Origin of the sequence: Chryseobacterium lathyri (assembly GCF_030812195.1) — a bacterium.
GTDB lineage: Bacteria > Bacteroidota > Bacteroidia > Flavobacteriales > Weeksellaceae > Chryseobacterium > Chryseobacterium lathyri_A.
The window spans coordinates 876,747-893,630 of sequence record NZ_JAUSSF010000001.1 but is presented as its reverse complement, the minus strand read 5'-3'; the positions used below and the strand labels follow the sequence as shown (position 1 = coordinate 893,630).

At 36.3% G+C, this 16,884-nt stretch carries 17 protein-coding genes; 12 read left to right on the top strand and 5 right to left on the bottom strand.

Features of this window, described 5'->3' with window-relative positions; genetic code table 11:
- Positions 1-82: 82 nt before the first annotated feature.
- Complete coding sequence (locus J2T03_RS04125) at positions 83-493, bottom strand: DUF6157 family protein (RefSeq protein WP_307209606.1); 411 nt, start codon at positions 491-493, stop codon at positions 83-85.
- A 62-nt stretch (positions 494-555) separates the two neighbouring features.
- The gene (locus J2T03_RS04120; RefSeq protein WP_111953095.1) at positions 556-759 is read right to left on the bottom strand and encodes a helix-turn-helix domain-containing protein; all 204 of its coding nucleotides are present in this window, start codon (positions 757-759) and stop codon (positions 556-558) included.
- A 312-nt stretch (positions 760-1,071) separates the two neighbouring features.
- On the opposite strand from J2T03_RS04120, the gene J2T03_RS04115 reads away from it, so the two are divergent.
- Positions 1,072-1,440, top strand: coding sequence for an RNA recognition motif domain-containing protein (locus J2T03_RS04115; protein ID WP_116011808.1), 369 nt, complete (start codon positions 1,072-1,074; stop codon positions 1,438-1,440).
- 240 nt (positions 1,441-1,680) lie between these two features.
- On the opposite strand, the gene J2T03_RS04110 is transcribed toward J2T03_RS04115, so the two are convergent.
- From J2T03_RS04110 to J2T03_RS04100, 3 genes are read right to left on the bottom strand one after another with little or no spacing between them, the layout of a single operon-like run.
- Entirely contained in the window at positions 1,681-3,471 is a 1,791-nt protein-coding gene (locus J2T03_RS04110) for a DUF4153 domain-containing protein (protein WP_307209605.1), read from the bottom strand.
- Between the two features lie 18 nt (positions 3,472-3,489).
- Entirely contained in the window at positions 3,490-3,975 is a 486-nt protein-coding gene (locus J2T03_RS04105) for a BlaI/MecI/CopY family transcriptional regulator (protein WP_306842302.1), read from the bottom strand.
- Positions 3,976-3,984: 9 nt separating this feature from the next.
- The gene (locus tag J2T03_RS04100; RefSeq protein ID WP_307209604.1) at positions 3,985-4,587 is read right to left on the bottom strand and encodes a phosphatase PAP2 family protein; all 603 of its coding nucleotides are present in this window, start codon (positions 4,585-4,587) and stop codon (positions 3,985-3,987) included.
- Between the two features lie 124 nt (positions 4,588-4,711).
- Between J2T03_RS04100 and pdhA the strand changes: the two genes are divergently transcribed.
- From pdhA to J2T03_RS04045, 11 genes are all read left to right on the top strand, one after another.
- Positions 4,712-5,713 carry a pyruvate dehydrogenase (acetyl-transferring) E1 component subunit alpha gene (pdhA, locus tag J2T03_RS04095; RefSeq protein ID WP_306842304.1) on the top strand — a complete coding sequence of 334 codons (1,002 nt, stop codon included), beginning with the start codon at positions 4,712-4,714 and terminating at the stop codon, positions 5,711-5,713.
- A gap of 87 nt (positions 5,714-5,800) precedes the next feature.
- Complete coding sequence (locus J2T03_RS04090; RefSeq protein ID WP_307209603.1) at positions 5,801-7,414, top strand: pyruvate dehydrogenase complex dihydrolipoamide acetyltransferase; 1,614 nt, start codon at positions 5,801-5,803, stop codon at positions 7,412-7,414.
- A 136-nt stretch (positions 7,415-7,550) separates the two neighbouring features.
- Positions 7,551-8,219 (top strand): ABC transporter ATP-binding protein, encoded by a 669-nt coding sequence (locus tag J2T03_RS04085; protein ID WP_306842306.1) that lies wholly within the window; start codon positions 7,551-7,553, stop codon positions 8,217-8,219.
- Between the two features lie 15 nt (positions 8,220-8,234).
- Positions 8,235-8,813, top strand: coding sequence for a murein L,D-transpeptidase catalytic domain-containing protein (locus tag J2T03_RS04080; protein WP_307209602.1), 579 nt, complete (start codon positions 8,235-8,237; stop codon positions 8,811-8,813).
- 37 nt (positions 8,814-8,850) lie between these two features.
- Complete coding sequence (gene radC, locus J2T03_RS04075) at positions 8,851-9,528, top strand: RadC family protein (RefSeq protein ID WP_307209600.1); 678 nt, start codon at positions 8,851-8,853, stop codon at positions 9,526-9,528.
- The gene (locus tag J2T03_RS04070; RefSeq protein WP_307209599.1) at positions 9,525-10,436 is read left to right on the top strand and encodes a hypothetical protein; all 912 of its coding nucleotides are present in this window, start codon (positions 9,525-9,527) and stop codon (positions 10,434-10,436) included. The genes radC and J2T03_RS04070 overlap by 4 nt, the downstream gene beginning before the upstream one ends.
- Positions 10,437-10,527: 91 nt before the next feature.
- Positions 10,528-11,460, top strand: coding sequence for a phytanoyl-CoA dioxygenase family protein (locus J2T03_RS04065; protein WP_306842310.1), 933 nt, complete (start codon positions 10,528-10,530; stop codon positions 11,458-11,460).
- A gap of 114 nt (positions 11,461-11,574) precedes the next feature.
- Entirely contained in the window at positions 11,575-12,741 is a 1,167-nt protein-coding gene (locus tag J2T03_RS04060; RefSeq protein WP_307209597.1) for a hypothetical protein, read from the top strand.
- A gap of 24 nt (positions 12,742-12,765) precedes the next feature.
- Entirely contained in the window at positions 12,766-13,278 is a 513-nt protein-coding gene (locus J2T03_RS04055; RefSeq protein WP_307209595.1) for a DUF7935 family protein, read from the top strand.
- Positions 13,279-13,294: 16 nt separating this feature from the next.
- Entirely contained in the window at positions 13,295-13,906 is a 612-nt protein-coding gene (locus J2T03_RS04050) for an inorganic pyrophosphatase (RefSeq protein WP_111953138.1), read from the top strand.
- 220 nt (positions 13,907-14,126) lie between these two features.
- Positions 14,127-16,862: a sodium-translocating pyrophosphatase gene (locus J2T03_RS04045; RefSeq protein WP_307209593.1), complete on the top strand. Its 2,736-nt coding sequence runs from the start codon at positions 14,127-14,129 to the stop codon at positions 16,860-16,862.
- Positions 16,863-16,884 lie beyond the last annotated feature (22 nt).

Here is a 16,884-nt window from a genome sequence, read left to right as displayed (position 1 = left end):
GCTTCACAAATTTAGTGTTAAAAACTGGGTTTATCAAAGAAACAGTATTTACTTATCTGAAGGAAATGATTCATTTTCTCAATTATATTTTCTTGGAACGCATCGCCTTTACTTTTTTTATGGTACTATCGTTTAAAAATTTTTGATATTCTTTACTTTCAACAGGGAAGATAGCTACCTTTCCTTCCTCATTGTGATGGATTCCGAATCCATAACGTTTGGATAGCGGGGAACACCTGAGGCAGGGTTGTCCTTTGGAGAAAAACTGTATCCTTGCCTGCTGTCTTTCGCTTTCCGGGATATCATTTTTCAGAGCATAACATTCAAATATGATATCATCAGAAGTATAGCGGTAGGGATGTTTCATGATCTGTTTATACTGAAGCTCTGCCAATGTTTTTATTTTCTTTTCAGACGGTACTTCGGCTTGGGAAACAGGGCAGTCATCGGCAACTTCAATAAAGGTGTTGGTATAATTTGTAGTATGTTTCATAAAGATAAAGATGTTATCAATAAGAGTGATCTATCATATTACTTTGGTTTTTTAAATTCAGGTTACTCTTTGAATTCTAAAATATCACCGGGCTGGCAGTCCAGTGTTTTGCATATGGCATCAAGCGTACTGAAGCGGATTGCTTTTGCTTTTCCGGTTTTTAGATTGGATAGATTGGATAAGGTAAGATTTATTTTTTCTGAAAGCTCGTTCAGTGACATTTTTCGCTTAGCCATCATCACATCAAGATTTATTATAATAGGCATGGGTTATATTTTGTCTTTAAAAAGGTTGTATTTTGCACTTTTGGAGAATAGTTTTTTTATTATGTTAACTAACTTTAACTTTTGGTAAATTTCAACAAAATTTTAGTGAAAAACAATATCTATTTATTGCTATTCAATAAAAAACAGCTTCGAATTCCTCAAAATGTGACAAATACTTTAAAAAAAACTTTGATTTAAAATTTTTAATTGTATCTTGCATACGTTTATATTTGGAATCAATATTTGTTCATTAATTTATGTTGTTTTTCTTTTATATACCAAATTTTTATTAATTTTTAATTTTTATTTAAAATGAACATTTTTGTTTCAAACATCAATTACGCAACTAAAGAATATGAGTTGCATGATCTATTCGCAGAATTTGGTGATGTATCATCAGCTAAAATCGTTACAGACAGAGAAACTGGCCGTTCAAGAGGTTTCGGTTTTGTAGAAATGGGTGATGAAGAAGGAAAGCAAGCTATCGAAGCTCTTAATCAGAAAGAATTTAACGGAAAAGAATTAAACGTATCTGAAGCTAAGCCAAGAGAGGAAAAGCCAAGAAGAAGCTTTGACAACAACAGAGGCGGAGGTTACGGAGGTAACAACCGTGGAAATGGTGGCGGTGGCTACGGCGGTGGTAATAACCGTGGTGGTAACGGCGGCGGAAATCGTTGGTAAAAAATATAAGGCGGCTTTTTTAGCCGCTTTTTTTATGTATTATTATCCCTTCCTGATAAAATTGACTTTGTTGATTTTATCAGGAAGGGATAATAATTTGCTGCCTATACTACATAATAAGATAGGTTTTGGCTATAAAGTAATAAATAGATTCTCAGCGCTAATACAGGCTATTATTGATAGTTTATTATTCTGCAACATAATAATAAATAAAGCGGCTAAAATGCCGCTTTATTATATCTATTTTTCTTTGATCAGCAGTGCTGCATTGTCGTAGAATATATTCTTTTGGTTTTCCCTGGGGGCTTTATCTCTTGAGATATCCGGGAAAATTATTTTGATATGGTATTTTCCCAAATCACTTTCCATAGAGATTTCTTTAAGCTGTACCGTTTTATTTTTGCCGGCATTATTCTCAAATAGTTTATCCATTGCAGAACTGAAATCCACAGCTTCCTTTGAATTGAGGATGACCTTAATTGTTCGCATATTATTAACCTCCGTCTGGTTATCAATCTGGAACGTATCTCCGTTTATATCTTTCGACTCCTGATTATAGCTGTTAAAATTGATTAAATACTGATACCCCCGAATATCAACTATTTTAGACTCGGCTTCTAATACAAACCGTTCAAAACCTGTAGTCTTTGAAGTTTTATTCACATTCGTAAATGCCTCTCTGAGATTGCTGCTTATTAAGCCATAGTAAGGTCTTTCAAAATCATCCGCTATGATTTTCTGTTTTTTGGTATCAACCAGATTCAGTAAAAATTCCTTTTCCTTTCTTTCTGCCAGAAATTCAAATTTATTGGCAATTTCATCAACAAGCGTATCTGATATCTTCTTTTGAAAATCTATTTTATTGTTGACCAGAATTTTATTTCTATCCAGAAGAGTTATCAATTGATTTTTTTGGCTTCGTTTGGCTACACTGAATGCATTTAAATAAGGAAAGACCAATGAAAAAGCGCCAAACGCAAATAAGCTGATTGGAATAAATTTTATGCTTGATTTCTTATTCAATACAAAATAAGAGACTACACTCAGCAGCCATAATGCCAGCAGCAATACGAAGTATCTGGGTTCTGTATAACCGTATTCCAGGATCCTTGTAAATATAGCTGTAAATAATAAAACAAGCAAAGGAATTATGGTGTAATAAAACAGCTTTGAAAATACTTTGACCCAGGATTTTGCTTTTTCCTCTTTAAGCGGATATACAAGCAGTAAGGCAAGGATACCAATGATACTGTAAGCCAGGACCAGATAAGAAACCCATCCTCTCGGAAGTTCCCAATTGATTACTATTTTAAATGAATAAACATATAAGATGACCAGGTAAATAAAAAGCAGCGGAATGAGGACAAACTGTGTGAAAAACTTCAAGATCACCGGATAGGTACTGTCTTTTTCAAGATAGCTTAGCCCCGTTTCATTGAAAAGAAGAAAGATAAAGCTGCTTCCGAAAATAGCCAGGACATAAAACGTATCGGCATATAGATGGTCACTGAAATTAAAATCGAATAATTTGTCAACCGCTAGAATGGCCAGTTCTACACCTCCTGTAAGCACTCCCGTAAAAACGGCAGTCAGGAAAATATTAACGAAAAGATTTTTATTATACTGCCAGAAATTAAGCTCTTTATTCTTTTCCAGAAATGCAGCAAAGGAAACCAGTAAGTGAGAAAGCAGAAGCGTAATAGCTATGATAAAGCCATGTACTTCGGTAAAATCTCTCTCTTTTGTAGGCAGAACAAAGAAAAACCCGATCAGGAATGCTGTACCCAGTATTTCCAGCAACAGTCTTTTTCCGATCCGTTGGGAAAGGATTTTCAAAGCAAACATGAGGGAAATGCCGAGGCAGCAGCAAATCGTAAATTTGGAATGGATGAATAACGATTCACGATCGTACTTACTGTCCAACACACGGATGGCTCCCACAGAAGAGAGTAGCCCCATTAATAAAACCATCGGATAACGCGACAGGACATCCTGTGCCTTTCCTGTTATTTCCCGGATTTTCGTTTTCATGATTCGTGTATTTTGTGCTTAGTCTTTTTTCTTTTTTTTCTTCTTGTCTTTATCCTTATCTTTTGTTTTACTCTTTTTAACTTTTTTAGGATTTAAGATCTCATCTGCATATTCAAATTTCGGTTCTTCAACTTTTGCAGGAATAATCTCAATTTTAAGATCAAAATAATTCTTCAGGTCATCCTGTGATATTAATTTTTCATTGAATAAAAACTCCAGCATTTCCTTTCCGGAATCATTGAAAAAATTATGGGCAAGCTCCTTCAGTAAGAATTTACGGTATTCTTCCATAGGGACAACTACAGTGTATTTGAAGATTCTTCCTTCCTTTTGAGTGGCGACATAACCTTTTTCCACCAATATTTTAAGGTAGGTAGAAACAGTATTCTGGTGCGGTTTCGGTTCAGGATGCTGCTCCATAATGTCTTTAAGATAAAAAGATTCAAGCTTCCAAAACAGCTTCATAAAATTCTCCTCAGCACCGGTAAGATGATTTATTTTCATAGAATATTCTTAATGTTGAAATTGTATATTGCAATAAAGATAAATAAAAGATACCACAAATGCTATTCCTGCACCCATAAATACTTCCTTTACCGTATGTCTTTTTAAAATGATTCTCGTAATTCCCACTAAAGCCGCAATTCCTAGCCATACCAGTCCTGCTTTCCAGTCCAATGTAAAAAACAATGCAGCAACAAATACATTAAATGCCGTATGCATCGAGCTTTTAATAAAGAGGTTACTGATTTGCATCGTGAAAACAAGGATCAGGATAAACAGCATGACAAGATCAATATACCCGTTTCTTATATAGTTGAAAATAAGATAAGTGACCACACAGGCAGCAATAAAAATATAGAGCGTTTTCCTTTGAATACGGTCTGAAACATCTATATTGGTATATCTTCCGGTTTTTACATTCCAAACCAGCCAGATCACGACCGGTACAATAATCATTAATAATATAGGAACAAAATAAAGAAGAGAATCTTCGAGTGAATATTCACTTATACTCATATAAATGAAAAAAATAAATAAAGAAATTAGCGGATTGAAAAAATCTGAGATGATTTTTGAGATTTTATGTACTGTTGAAGGCTGTTTTTCTTCCATGTTCAAGTTTAAAATTCAAATATAACACTATAAGCAAAAAAACAATTACTATGTATACGATAAAAACAAAGTTTTTTTTATAATTTTGCTCAAATATTCATCATAAAAAAGCAAGAGCTAGCACATGAAAGAATTTTCTAAAGAGGTATACCTGAAGTGGTATGAAGATATGACTATGTGGAGAAGGTTTGAAGACAAATGCCGTTCTCTTTATCTAAAACAAAAGATCAGAGGTTTTTTACATTTGTATAACGGTCAGGAGGCTATCCCTGCCGGCTTCACACATGCAATGGATTTAACAAAAGACAGTATGATTACTGCTTACAGATGCCACATCCATCCAATGGCGATGGGAGTAGATCCAAAGAGAATCATGGCTGAACTTTGTGGTAAAGCTACCGGAACGTCCGGAGGTATGGGCGGTTCTATGCACATTTTCAGTAAAGAGCACCGTTTTTATGGCGGACATGGTATTGTAGGCGGACAGATTCCTTTGGGAGCCGGAATTGCTTTTGCAGATAAATATTTTGACAGAAAAGCTGTAAACATCTGCTTCTTCGGAGACGGAGCTGCAAGACAGGGATCGCTTCACGAAACATTCAACATGGCGATGAACTGGAAACTTCCTGTAGTATTTGTAGTGGAAAACAACCAATACGCAATGGGAACTTCTGTAAAAAGAACAGCCAACCATGAAGATATCTACAAATTAGGTTTAGGATATGAAATGCCTTGCCTTGCCGTAGATGCTATGGATCCTGAGAAAGTGGCTGAAGCAGCTTACGAAGCCATTGAAAGAGCAAGAAGAGGAGACGGGCCTACTTTTATAGAAGCCAGAACTTACCGTTACAGAGGACACTCGATGTCCGATGCCGAGCCTTACAGAAGCAAAGAAGAAGTAGCGATTCACAAAAATGATGACCCTATGGAACTGGTAAAACACAGAATTTTGCAAAACGGTTGGGCTACAGAAGAAGAATTGGAAACGATCGACAATAAATCAAGAGATTTTGTAGATGAATGTATCGAATTCATGGAAAATTCTCCATATCCTGATCCGGATAAGGTGTATGAATATGTTTATGCTCAGGAAGACTATCCATTCTTAGATAAATTAGAAAACTAAAATAATTGCTGATCCAATGATAGATGATGTGAAAAATCACAGGTTTCTATCATTACTCATCATATTGAAAAAATAATACAATAAATTATGGCAGAAGTAATTACGATGCCCCGCCTTTCGGATACTATGACGGAAGGGAAAGTGGCAAAATGGCATAAAAAAGTAGGAGATAAAGTAAAAGAAGGAGATATTTTAGCCGAAATTGAAACAGATAAAGCTGTTCAGGATTTCGAATCTGAAATAGAAGGAACTCTTTTATATATTGGTGTAGAAGAAGGCGGTGCTGCTGCTGTAGATTCTGTTTTAGCGATTATTGGGAATGAGGGAGAAGATATTTCAGGGCTGACTGGCGGAGCTGCTGCTTCCGCTGCAGGTGCTTCTGAAGAGAAGAAGTCTGAAGAAGAATCAAAAACAGAAAATAAAGCTACAAGTGTTGAGCAGACTACTGCAGAAGTTCCTGCAGGTGTAGAAATTATTACAATGCCAAGACTTTCCGATACTATGACGGAAGGTAAAGTGGCGAAATGGCATAAAAATGTAGGCGATACAGTAAAAGAAGGAGACCTTCTTGCTGAAATCGAAACAGATAAAGCTGTTCAGGATTTTGAATCTGAATTCAACGGAGTATTATTGAAGCAGGGTGTAGAAGAAGGTGGCGCAGCTCCGGTAGATTCAGTATTAGCAATCATCGGTCCGGAAGGAACAGATGTTTCTGCGGTAGGTGCTCCAAAAGCAGCGGCCCAGACCTCTGAAAAATCGGCTGAACAGAAAACTGAGGCGAAAGCGGAAGAAAAAGCAGCTGCGGCAGCAAGTTCTTCATCTTCAGAAAGAGTAGCGATTTCTCCGTTAGCTAAGAAAATGGCTCAGGACAAAGGGGTTGACATCAACAGCGTTAACGGTTCAGGAGAGAACGGAAGAATTGTTAAAAAAGATATTGAAAACTATCAGCCTTCCCAGGCACAGGCTCAACCGGCGGCTTCTGCTCCGGCAGCAGCTCAGGTTGCATTGAGCTTTGTTCAGGGTGAAGATACAGAAACTCCAAACTCTCAGGTAAGAAATATTATTGCAAAACGTCTTGCTGAAAGTAAATTCTCTGCTCCTCACTATTATCTGATGGTGGAGATCAATATGGATAAAGCGATTGAGGCCAGAAAAGAAATCAATTCTTTACCGGATACTAAAATCTCTTTCAACGATATGATCATTAAAGCAACAGCTGTTGCTTTAAGAAAGCATCCTCAGGTAAATTCAAGCTGGGCAGGAGACAAGATTATCCACAGAGGAAATATCAATGTGGGGGTAGCAGTAGCTATTCCTGACGGATTAGTGGTTCCTGTACTTAAAAATACAGACCAGATGAACTACACTCAGATCTCTGCAGCGGTAAAAGATATGGCTTCCAGAGCTAAGAGCAAAGGCCTTAAAGCTAATGAAATGGAAGGTTCTACATTCTCAATTTCAAACCTGGGTATGTTCGGAATCGAAACATTTACAAGTATCATCAACCAGCCGAATTCAGCGATCCTTTCAGTAGGAGCGATCATCGAAAAGCCGATCGTAAAAGACGGTCAGATTGTGGTAGGAAATATTATGAAGCTTTCGCTGGCATGTGATCACAGAGTGGTAGACGGTGCTACAGGAGCTCAGTTCTTACAGACTCTAAAAACATATCTGGAAAGTCCTTTAACCCTGTTACTGTAACAGTCCGGATTGTAAATATTAAAACCTCTCGCTTTGAGAGGTTTTTTGTTTTAATTAATTAAAATATCTGTTCTGTACATCTATAAAATTTTTAATTAATTATATTTTTGTTTAGAGAAATCACTATTTTTGAATCATGATTAAAGCGAGTAATATCCATAAATCCTATGGAAATTTAGAAGTACTGAAAGGAGTTGATATTCATATTAAAATAGGTGAAGTGGTTTCTATTGTAGGTGAATCCGGAGCGGGAAAGTCTACGCTGCTTCAGATTTTAGGCACCCTGGATCATCCCAGCAATTCCAATAAATACAATACGGAAATAAGTATTGCAGGCGAATCTTTCATTAATATGAATGATAAACAGCTTTCCAAATTCAGGAATCAGAATATTGGTTTTGTATTTCAGTTCCATCAGCTTCTTCCGGAATTTACTGCTTTGGAAAATGTTCTGCTTCCCACGAAAATTGGTGGAGCTAATGAAAAAGAGGCTTTAGAAAAGGCATATGCATTATTTGAAGACCTTAAAATAGAACAGAGACTAAATCATAAGCCCAACCAATTATCCGGAGGCGAGGCGCAAAGAGTAGCTGTAGCAAGAGCCTTGATTAATTCGCCTAAAATTATTTTTGCGGATGAGCCTACAGGAAACTTAGACTCAAAGAATGCAGATGATCTTCACAGGTTATTTTTTGATCTTAGAGATAAATACAACCAAACTTTTGTCATTGTAACCCACAACCCAAATCTTGCCGAAATAACAGACCGGAAACTGGTCATGAAAGATGGAATGATCATCGAATAAAAACAACCTTACCTCATGAAAAAAAATATTTTCCTGTTCCTTTTTATTCTTTCCTGCTCTGGAGTTATGTGCCAGGAAAATAGTGCTTCCGGTGTTCTTCCTGCGGCAAAGGTTCTGGAAATTAAAAATTTTGTGAAGGGAAAGAGCTATAATCAGGATATTGCTATCTTTATTAATTTTAAGATTTATTCCGGGAAATATCGTTACTTTATCTATGATCTGAAAAACAATAAAATATTGCAGAAAGCAATTGTTTCTCATGGCTCAGGATCAGTTATTCAAAATTCTGATAGCCTGAATTTCAGTAATATAGAAGGGTCATATCAGTCTTCACTCGGGAAGTATGAAATATTGAACAGCTATAACGGAAAATTTGGAAAAGCTTACAGGCTGAAGGGTCTGGATAAAGGTAACAGCAATGCCATGCAAAGGGCAATAGTCTTGCATTCTTTCGGATGCATTCAAGATCAGGAATCTCCGGCTCCCGCCTGCTTGAGCTTAGGATGTCCGATGCTCTCTGCCAATGCATTTAAGCAGACCGCAAAATATCTTGATCAGTCAAGACAACCGGTGATCATGTATGCATTTTATTAAATTCTGAAATCCTTATTTATAACTTTATAATACACAAATGACCATAAAATTCCTTGCCGAAGACGATAGACCTAGAGAAAAATTTTTGTTAAAAGGGAAAAGTTCACTTTCTGATTCTGAACTTCTGGCGATCATTATGGGAAGCGGAAGTAAGGACGAAAGCGCATTGGAATTAGCAAGAAAGATCCTTGCATCAGTAAATAACAGCTGGCACCAGTTAAGCCTTCTTTCCAATAAAGAGCTTATGAAATTTAAAGGGGTTGGTGAAGTAAAAGCTGTTTCCATCATTGCTGCATTGGAAATAGGAAAGAGGAGGACCGTTCAGGAAATACCTGAGAAAGCTGTGATTTCAAATAGCGATGATGCATATTTTATTCTTAAAAACAAACTATCCGATTTAAGGACTGAAGAATTTTGGGCTATATTCCTGAACCAGAGCAATAAGGTAATTCATATCTCACAGCTGACACAGGGTGGTATAAGCCAGTCAATCGTAGATGTAAGAATTCTGTTTAAAACGGCCCTTGACCATTTTTCAACAGGAATTATTATTGCTCACAATCATCCGTCGGGAAGCCTGAAACCCAGCAAAGAAGACATCAGCATTACAAAAAAGATACATGAGGCAGGAAAAACATTGAGTATACAGCTTTTAGACCATATTATTGTTACACAGGACACCTACTTTAGTTTCTCAGATGAAGGATTGTTATGATTAGAAGACTGAAATATAACGAGATTGATTTTAAAAAATATGCAGACTGCCTGGAAAAGTCAGAACAGAGGAAGTATTCAGCATCAAAAAGTTTTTTAGATGTAACTACAGACAGGCAATGGGATGTTTTGGTTTATAATGATTATGAGGCGGTAATGCCAGTTCCTTTTATCCTCAAAAAAGGGATTAAAATTGTGCATAATCCGCTGATATGCCAGCAACTTGGAGTCTTTTCAGATAAAGATGATAAAAAGATCAATGAACAATTCCTGTATTTTCTTCAGAAAAATTATCTGGTGAGAGCTTATCACTTTAATGAAACCAATAGCTTTGATTCAAAGTTAAAAACAAAAAAGAATTTTCTTTTGTATCCGGATGAGTATGCTAAAGTGTATGCCAAATATTCGCCCAAAAGAAAAAGAAAATTAAGGTTGTATGATGAAGTAACAGAAAATTCAGAGCTTAAGGAAATACAATACGAAGAAGCAGAAACTTTCATAAAAAACAATGTGATAGGATTGGATAAAGAAGGCGATACAGATACTTTACTGAAAACTCTCGAAGCATTTTATTTATCAAAACATTTAAAATTTCTGGCTTTTTACTACCATCATGAGATCACTAATATGATTGCTATTTATTCAGATTACGATACAATTGCCCTTTTAGGAACTTTTAATGATAAAAAATACATTAAAATGGCCGGGGCATCTACGCTTATTGATCATGTAATCAAAGAAAATATAGAAAATTTTATTTTTGATTTTGAAGGAGGTAATCTTCCGAGTATTGAAGAGTTTTTCAGAGGTTTCAGACCAGAATTAAAACATTATGCTGTCATAGAAAATTCTAAAAAAACATTGATTAAGGATTTTGCCCGGTTTTTAATGAGAGGCAAGCTTTCTTAAAGATCAATATCATGTTTATTTCGTTATTTAGAATGATTTTAATTAAATATTATTCCGTACCTTTATAAAGTATTTATCCAATAATCCAGCCATGCTAAAGCAGATCCGTTATTATAAACTGCCCTATATTATTTATAATTTTTTTAATAAGAAGAAATTACAGCATAATATTCCGTTGTATAGAAAGTATGGGCTCAATAAAAATTACTTTTCCAGTATTTCCAGTGCCGATTTTGCCCATCTTCCGGCTGCCGAAAGAAAAATAGATCAGGATAAGCTTGTTGATACTGCATTTTTCAAAGGACTTACTACCGAAAATAAAGAAAGCGTTCTTCGGTATGACGAGAATGGATACATGATTTTGAGGAATTTCATCACTGCAGATGCTGCCGACAGGATCAATAGCGAAATTGAAAAACTGATGGAAAACGGCACGCTGAAGTTTATTTACGGCGGCAAGCTGATGTTTGCTATCCATCATTCTGAGATCATTAGAAATATTGGAAACGATAAGAACCTGCTGGATTTTTTGTCTGTCCTTTTAGATGGTAAGGCCAAGCTTTTTCAGAGCATTAACTTCATTAATGGCAGCCAGCAGAAAACACATTCAGACAGTATTCATATGACGACCTATCCGCTTGGCGGGCTTCTGGGAGTATGGATTGCCTTAGAGGATGTGGATGAGACCAATGGTGCATTACATTATATTCCCAAAAGCCATAAACTTCCTTATTTCCTTAATTCTGATTATGATAATGAAGGGGGTACATTTAAAATCGGTAAAAAAAGTTACCGGGCCTATGAAGAGTTTTTGGAATCCAAGGTTGAAGAATTAGGTCTGAAAAAAGAGATTTTTAAAGCAAAAAAAGGGGATATGTTAATATGGCATGCCAATATTCTCCACGGTGGCGAACCACACACAGATAAAAACAGAACCAGAAAAAGCCTGGTTTATCACTTCTTTGATGAAAATAGTGTATGTTATCATGAGGTGACACAAAGACCGGCATTATTTCAGTTATAATCTGCTGATCCTCCATAGGAGCTCTCATAAAAAGAATAAATAAGCTGAATCATAATGACCAAGAGAATAGTTTTTTTACTTTTGCATTCTTTATTGAATTAAACTAAAACGCAAATGAAGAAAACTAAAAATATTCTTGTTTTTATTTTTTCGATCTATTTATGCCTGATGTCTTACTATCTGTACACCCATCAGTATTATAATGCAGATTTGGAAGCCTACATGGGTCTTATTTATAAAACTGAATATTCCGATCTTAAAATAGAAGATATTCATAAAAAAGTATATACAGAATTAAAAAATATAAACCCGAAACTTTCTGAAATCTCCACCAATGATGAAGAAATTGCAATAGGTGAAAACAGTTATTATTATATTCTGTCAGAAAACCCCAAAGCGTATGAAGAAGAACTTCAGCTGTTTTCCGTAAAACCATTTTATAATTTTGTGAACCTGATGTTCTTTAAATTAGGTTTTAAAGTCACAACAGCAATATTTTTAACCTCCATACTATCTTATGTTTCTATTTTGATTTTAATATTCAGTTTTCTGATCAGGATTTTAAAAAATTATCCCTTAGCATTTATCATAACAGTTCTAATTTCATTATTTAAACCACTTTTGGAGGCAAGCAGGCATGCTTCGGCGGACAGTTTATCCTGTTTATTGCTTTTGCTGAGTCTGTATGTTTTTGTAGTCAGAAAGAATCATCTTGCAGCTACGGTTTTTGCAATGCTCTGTGTTTTAACAAGACCTGAATATTTTATTTTATATTCGTTTCTTTATATTCTGGTTTATTTTTATAAAAACACTCTTCAGATTAAAACGGCGGAAGTATTTCTTTCTTACGGCTATATTTTCCTTTCCTTCTTTTTGATCCAGTACTTCAACCAGATTTCATGGTCTGTTTTATTCATGAACCAGTTTACAAAAGTCCAGATCTATCCGATATCAAATCCAGATCCATTCTATTTTCCGGATTATCTGAATTTTATAAAAAAAACAATTATGCTGGACTTTAACGGGTCATATTTCCCATTACTTTTATTGTTTATAGTTGTTATTCTTGCAAACAAATTTTCTTTGAACAGTAAAAAAAGCTGGGCTCAGTGCTTATTTTTTGGCGCTGTGTATGCCGCTGTTTTTCTAAGATATCTGGTTTTTCCAAGTCTGGCCAACAGAATGATGATTGGTTTTTACCTGATCATTATTCTGTCTCTGATCTATATTCAGAATTCTAAGACTGATATATTTAAAAACTCTTTAGAAGCCGGAAAATAATTAGTAATTTTGCGGTCTAAAATTATGGCAAGTTTTTCAGGATATCTCCCGTATGCTTTTGCATTGATTATAGCAATTCCTTTTTTGGTTTTGCTGAGACAATTTGTACATTCGTACATTACCCTTAAAAATCAGGAGATCAAGCTTCTTTCCGTGAAATCAAACTCTGAAAATAAAGCACATTCCTATGAAAGGATGACCCTCTTTTTAGAAAGAATAAAGCCATCGAATATCATCCAGAAATTTGATAAAGGTTTGGCAGTACATGAGTTTATCTTCCTTACAGAAAAGACCATCAATGAAGAGTTTGAGTATAATTCTTCACAACAGCTGTATATTACGAAAAGTTCATGGAAGAATATCGTGGACTCAAAAAATGCTTTGATTGATTTACTTCATAAAACATATGATGGGCTGAATGACAATGCTGATTTGGAGGAGTTCAAAACCATTTTCATTATGAATTATATGGAAGGTGAGGATTATATCGCTGCTACCATAGAAGACCTTAGAAGAGAAATTTTAATTATAACTTAAAAATAACAGATAAATAATGATTCCAAATTTTAAAGCACATCCATGGCATGGAGTTTCTGCAGGAGAAGATGCGCCAAATGTTGTAAACGTATTCGTGGAAATCGTTCCTTCAGATACTATTAAATATGAAGTAGATAAAGAAACAGGATTTTTGAAGGTAGACAGGCCTCAGAAATTTTCTAATATTATTCCCGCTTTATACGGATTTGTTCCAAGAACATACTGCCATAATGAAGTCATGAAACTGGCTGTAGAAGCTGGTGCTGATGATGTGACAGAAGGTGATCATGATCCGCTTGATATCTGTGTGTTAAGCTCCCACAATATTCATTCAGGAGGACTATTAATGGAAGCTATTCCAATCGGTGGATTTAAAATGATCGATGGAGGTGAAGCAGATGATAAAATTGTTGCTGTAATGATTGGTGACCATGCTTTTGGACATTTCAGAGATATTTCTGAACTTCCGGAAGCTGAAGTGAAAAGATTGATGCACTATTTCTTAACCTATAAGAACTTACCGGATGAACCTGCAAAATGTAGAATTCATGAGGTATACGGAGCTGAGCATGCTAAAAAAGTGATCAAAGCTTCCCAAAAAGATTATGCAGAAAAATTCGGAGGCTAAGAAACAGCGTTCCAAAATAATAAAGGCAGATGAATTTCATCTGCCTTTTTATTTGTAAAAAATGTTTTTTCATAAATAAATTAATACTTTCCCGGAATATTACCTTTTACGCTTTAAATTTTTCGGAAAAATATAATATAGAACCGGCTTAATAAAACATTGGAATTTTTGTTATATTTATAAAACTAATTACTATTTATTAATATAAAAATAATAAACTATGGATTTGTTCTATTTAATTCCGGTTTTTGGTGTTGTAGCCTTATTGTATACTTTCCTGCAGAGTAACTGGGTAAGTAAGCAGAATGCCGGAAATGAGAAAATGAAAATAATCAGCGGACATATTGCTGACGGTGCAATGGCTTTTCTAAAGGCCGAGTACAAGATTTTGACCTATTTTGTAGTTGTAGTTGCAATACTACTTGCTGTAATGGGATCCAGTAATTCCAATTCCCACTGGAGCATTGGAGTTGCTTTTGCCGTTGGAGCCATATTTTCTGCATTGGCAGGATTTATCGGAATGAAGATTGCAACAAAAGCCAATGTAAGAACAGCAGAAGCAGCAAGAACTTCACTTTCCAAAGCGTTAAAAGTTTCCTTTACAGGAGGTTCAGTTATGGGAATGGGAGTGGCTGGGCTGGCAGTTCTGGGCTTAGGTGCTCTTTTTCTGATCATTAAACAGATCTTCGCTCCTGATGCAACAGTAGATTCCTATGAAATGGAAAGAACAATTGAAATTCTTACAGGATTTTCTTTGGGCGCAGAATCCATTGCTCTTTTCGCGAGAGTAGGCGGAGGAATTTACACTAAAGCTGCAGACGTTGGAGCTGACCTTGTAGGAAAAGTGGAAGCAGGAATTCCTGAGGATGATCCTAGAAATCCAGCTACTATTGCCGATAACGTAGGTGACAATGTAGGAGATGTGGCTGGAATGGGAGCCGACCTTTTCGGGTCTTATGTGGCAACAGTACTGGCAACAATGGTTTTGGGTAGAGAAACAATGTCTGATGATTCCTTCGGAGGCTTTGCACCTATCCTTCTTCCAATGCTTATTGCTGGGACAGGCATTATTTTTTCTATGATAGGAACTTTATTTGTAAGAATTAATGACAATGAAGGCTCATCCACTTCAAGCGTTCAGAATGCTCTGAATTTAGGAAACTGGGGAAGTATTGTAATCACTGCCATATCCTCTTATTTTTTGGTTACCTACCTTCTTCCTGAAAAAATGACACTCAGAGAACATGAATTTACCAAAATGGGCGTTTTTGGAGCTATAATGGTAGGGCTTGTTGTAGGAACTTTAATGAGTATCATTACAGAATATTATACGGCGATGGGTAAAAGGCCGGTCTCCAGCATTGTAAGACAGTCTTCTACAGGTCATGCAACGAACATTATCGGAGGTTTGGCAGTAGGGATGGAGTCTACCTTGCTTCCAATACTTGTATTGGCAGGAGGTATTTACGGATCCTATTTGTGTGCAGGACTTTATGGAGTAGCTATTGCAGCAGCAGGAATGATGGCAACTACTGCCATGCAGCTTGCTATTGACGCTTTCGGACCGATTGCTGACAATGCCGGGGGAATTGCTGAAATGAGTGAACTCCCAAAAGAAGTACGTGAAAGAACAGACATCCTGGATGCTGTAGGAAACACTACGGCAGCCACGGGAAAAGGATTTGCAATTGCTTCAGCAGCATTGACTGCATTAGCCTTATTTGCCGCCTTTGTAGGAATTGCCGGAATCGATGGAATTGATATATACAGGGCAGATGTTCTGGCTGGCTTATTCGTAGGGGGAATGATACCGTTTATATTCTCTTCACTTGCCATTACTGCAGTAGGACAGGCTGCGATGGCCATGGTAGAAGAAGTAAGAAGACAGTTTCGCGAAATTCCGGGAATCCTGGAAGGAAAAGCACAGCCTGAATACGAAAAATGTGTGGCCATATCCACAGATGCATCCATCAGAAAAATGATGCTTCCGGGAGCTATTGCTATTATTTCACCTTTGCTGATCGGATTTATCTTCGGACCTGAAGTTTTGGGAGGCTTTTTAGCCGGAGCTACCGTGAGTGGTGTTCTGATGGGAATGTTCCAGAATAATGCCGGCGGTGCCTGGGATAATGCCAAAAAATCATTTGAAAAAGGCGTTGATATCAACGGTCAGACTTATTATAAAGGCTCAGAACCTCATAAAGCTTCCGTAACAGGAGATACTGTGGGAGATCCGTTTAAAGATACTTCAGGACCATCAATGAACATTCTGATCAAGCTGATGTCCATTGTTTCATTAGTGATTGCACCGACGTTGGCCGTATTGCATAAAGATAAAATTGAAGCCAATAGAAAAGCGAAACTGGAGAGTCTGACAAGAGCTTACAATGCAGGTTCAGCGACAACACATGCAGATATTCAAACGCTTCCTTCAGCTCCAAAGGAAATCAAAGGACACCTTAATGAAAACGGGGATTTTGTTTATGAAACAGGAAATATTCAGGAGGTTAAACTAAAAGGTGGAAAAACAATCACTTTAGGAGAAGGGAGCAGACTGTTCCAGCTGTACAATTCAGTAAATCAAAAAGATCAGACTGTCATAAATCCTAATAACTGGTTTACTCTGGAAAATCTTTATTTCGAAACAGGATCCAGTGATATGAAAGCCGGTTCAGATGTTCAGCTTAATAATCTTGCTGAAATCTTAAATGCCTATCCTGATTTAAAAATCAAATTAGGAGGATACACGGATAATACAGGCAATGAAGAAAGCAATCAGAAATTGTCAAATCTGAGAGCTCAGACAGCAAAACTGAAGCTTTTGGAATTAGGGATTTCATCAGACAGGGTAGAAGCAGAAGGCTATGGTTCTCAGCATCCGGTTTGTGAAGCGAATGACACCGATGAATGTAAAGCAAAGAACAGAAGAATTGATGTAAGAGTTCTTGCTCTTTAAAATCAGAGTTAAATATTCAAAG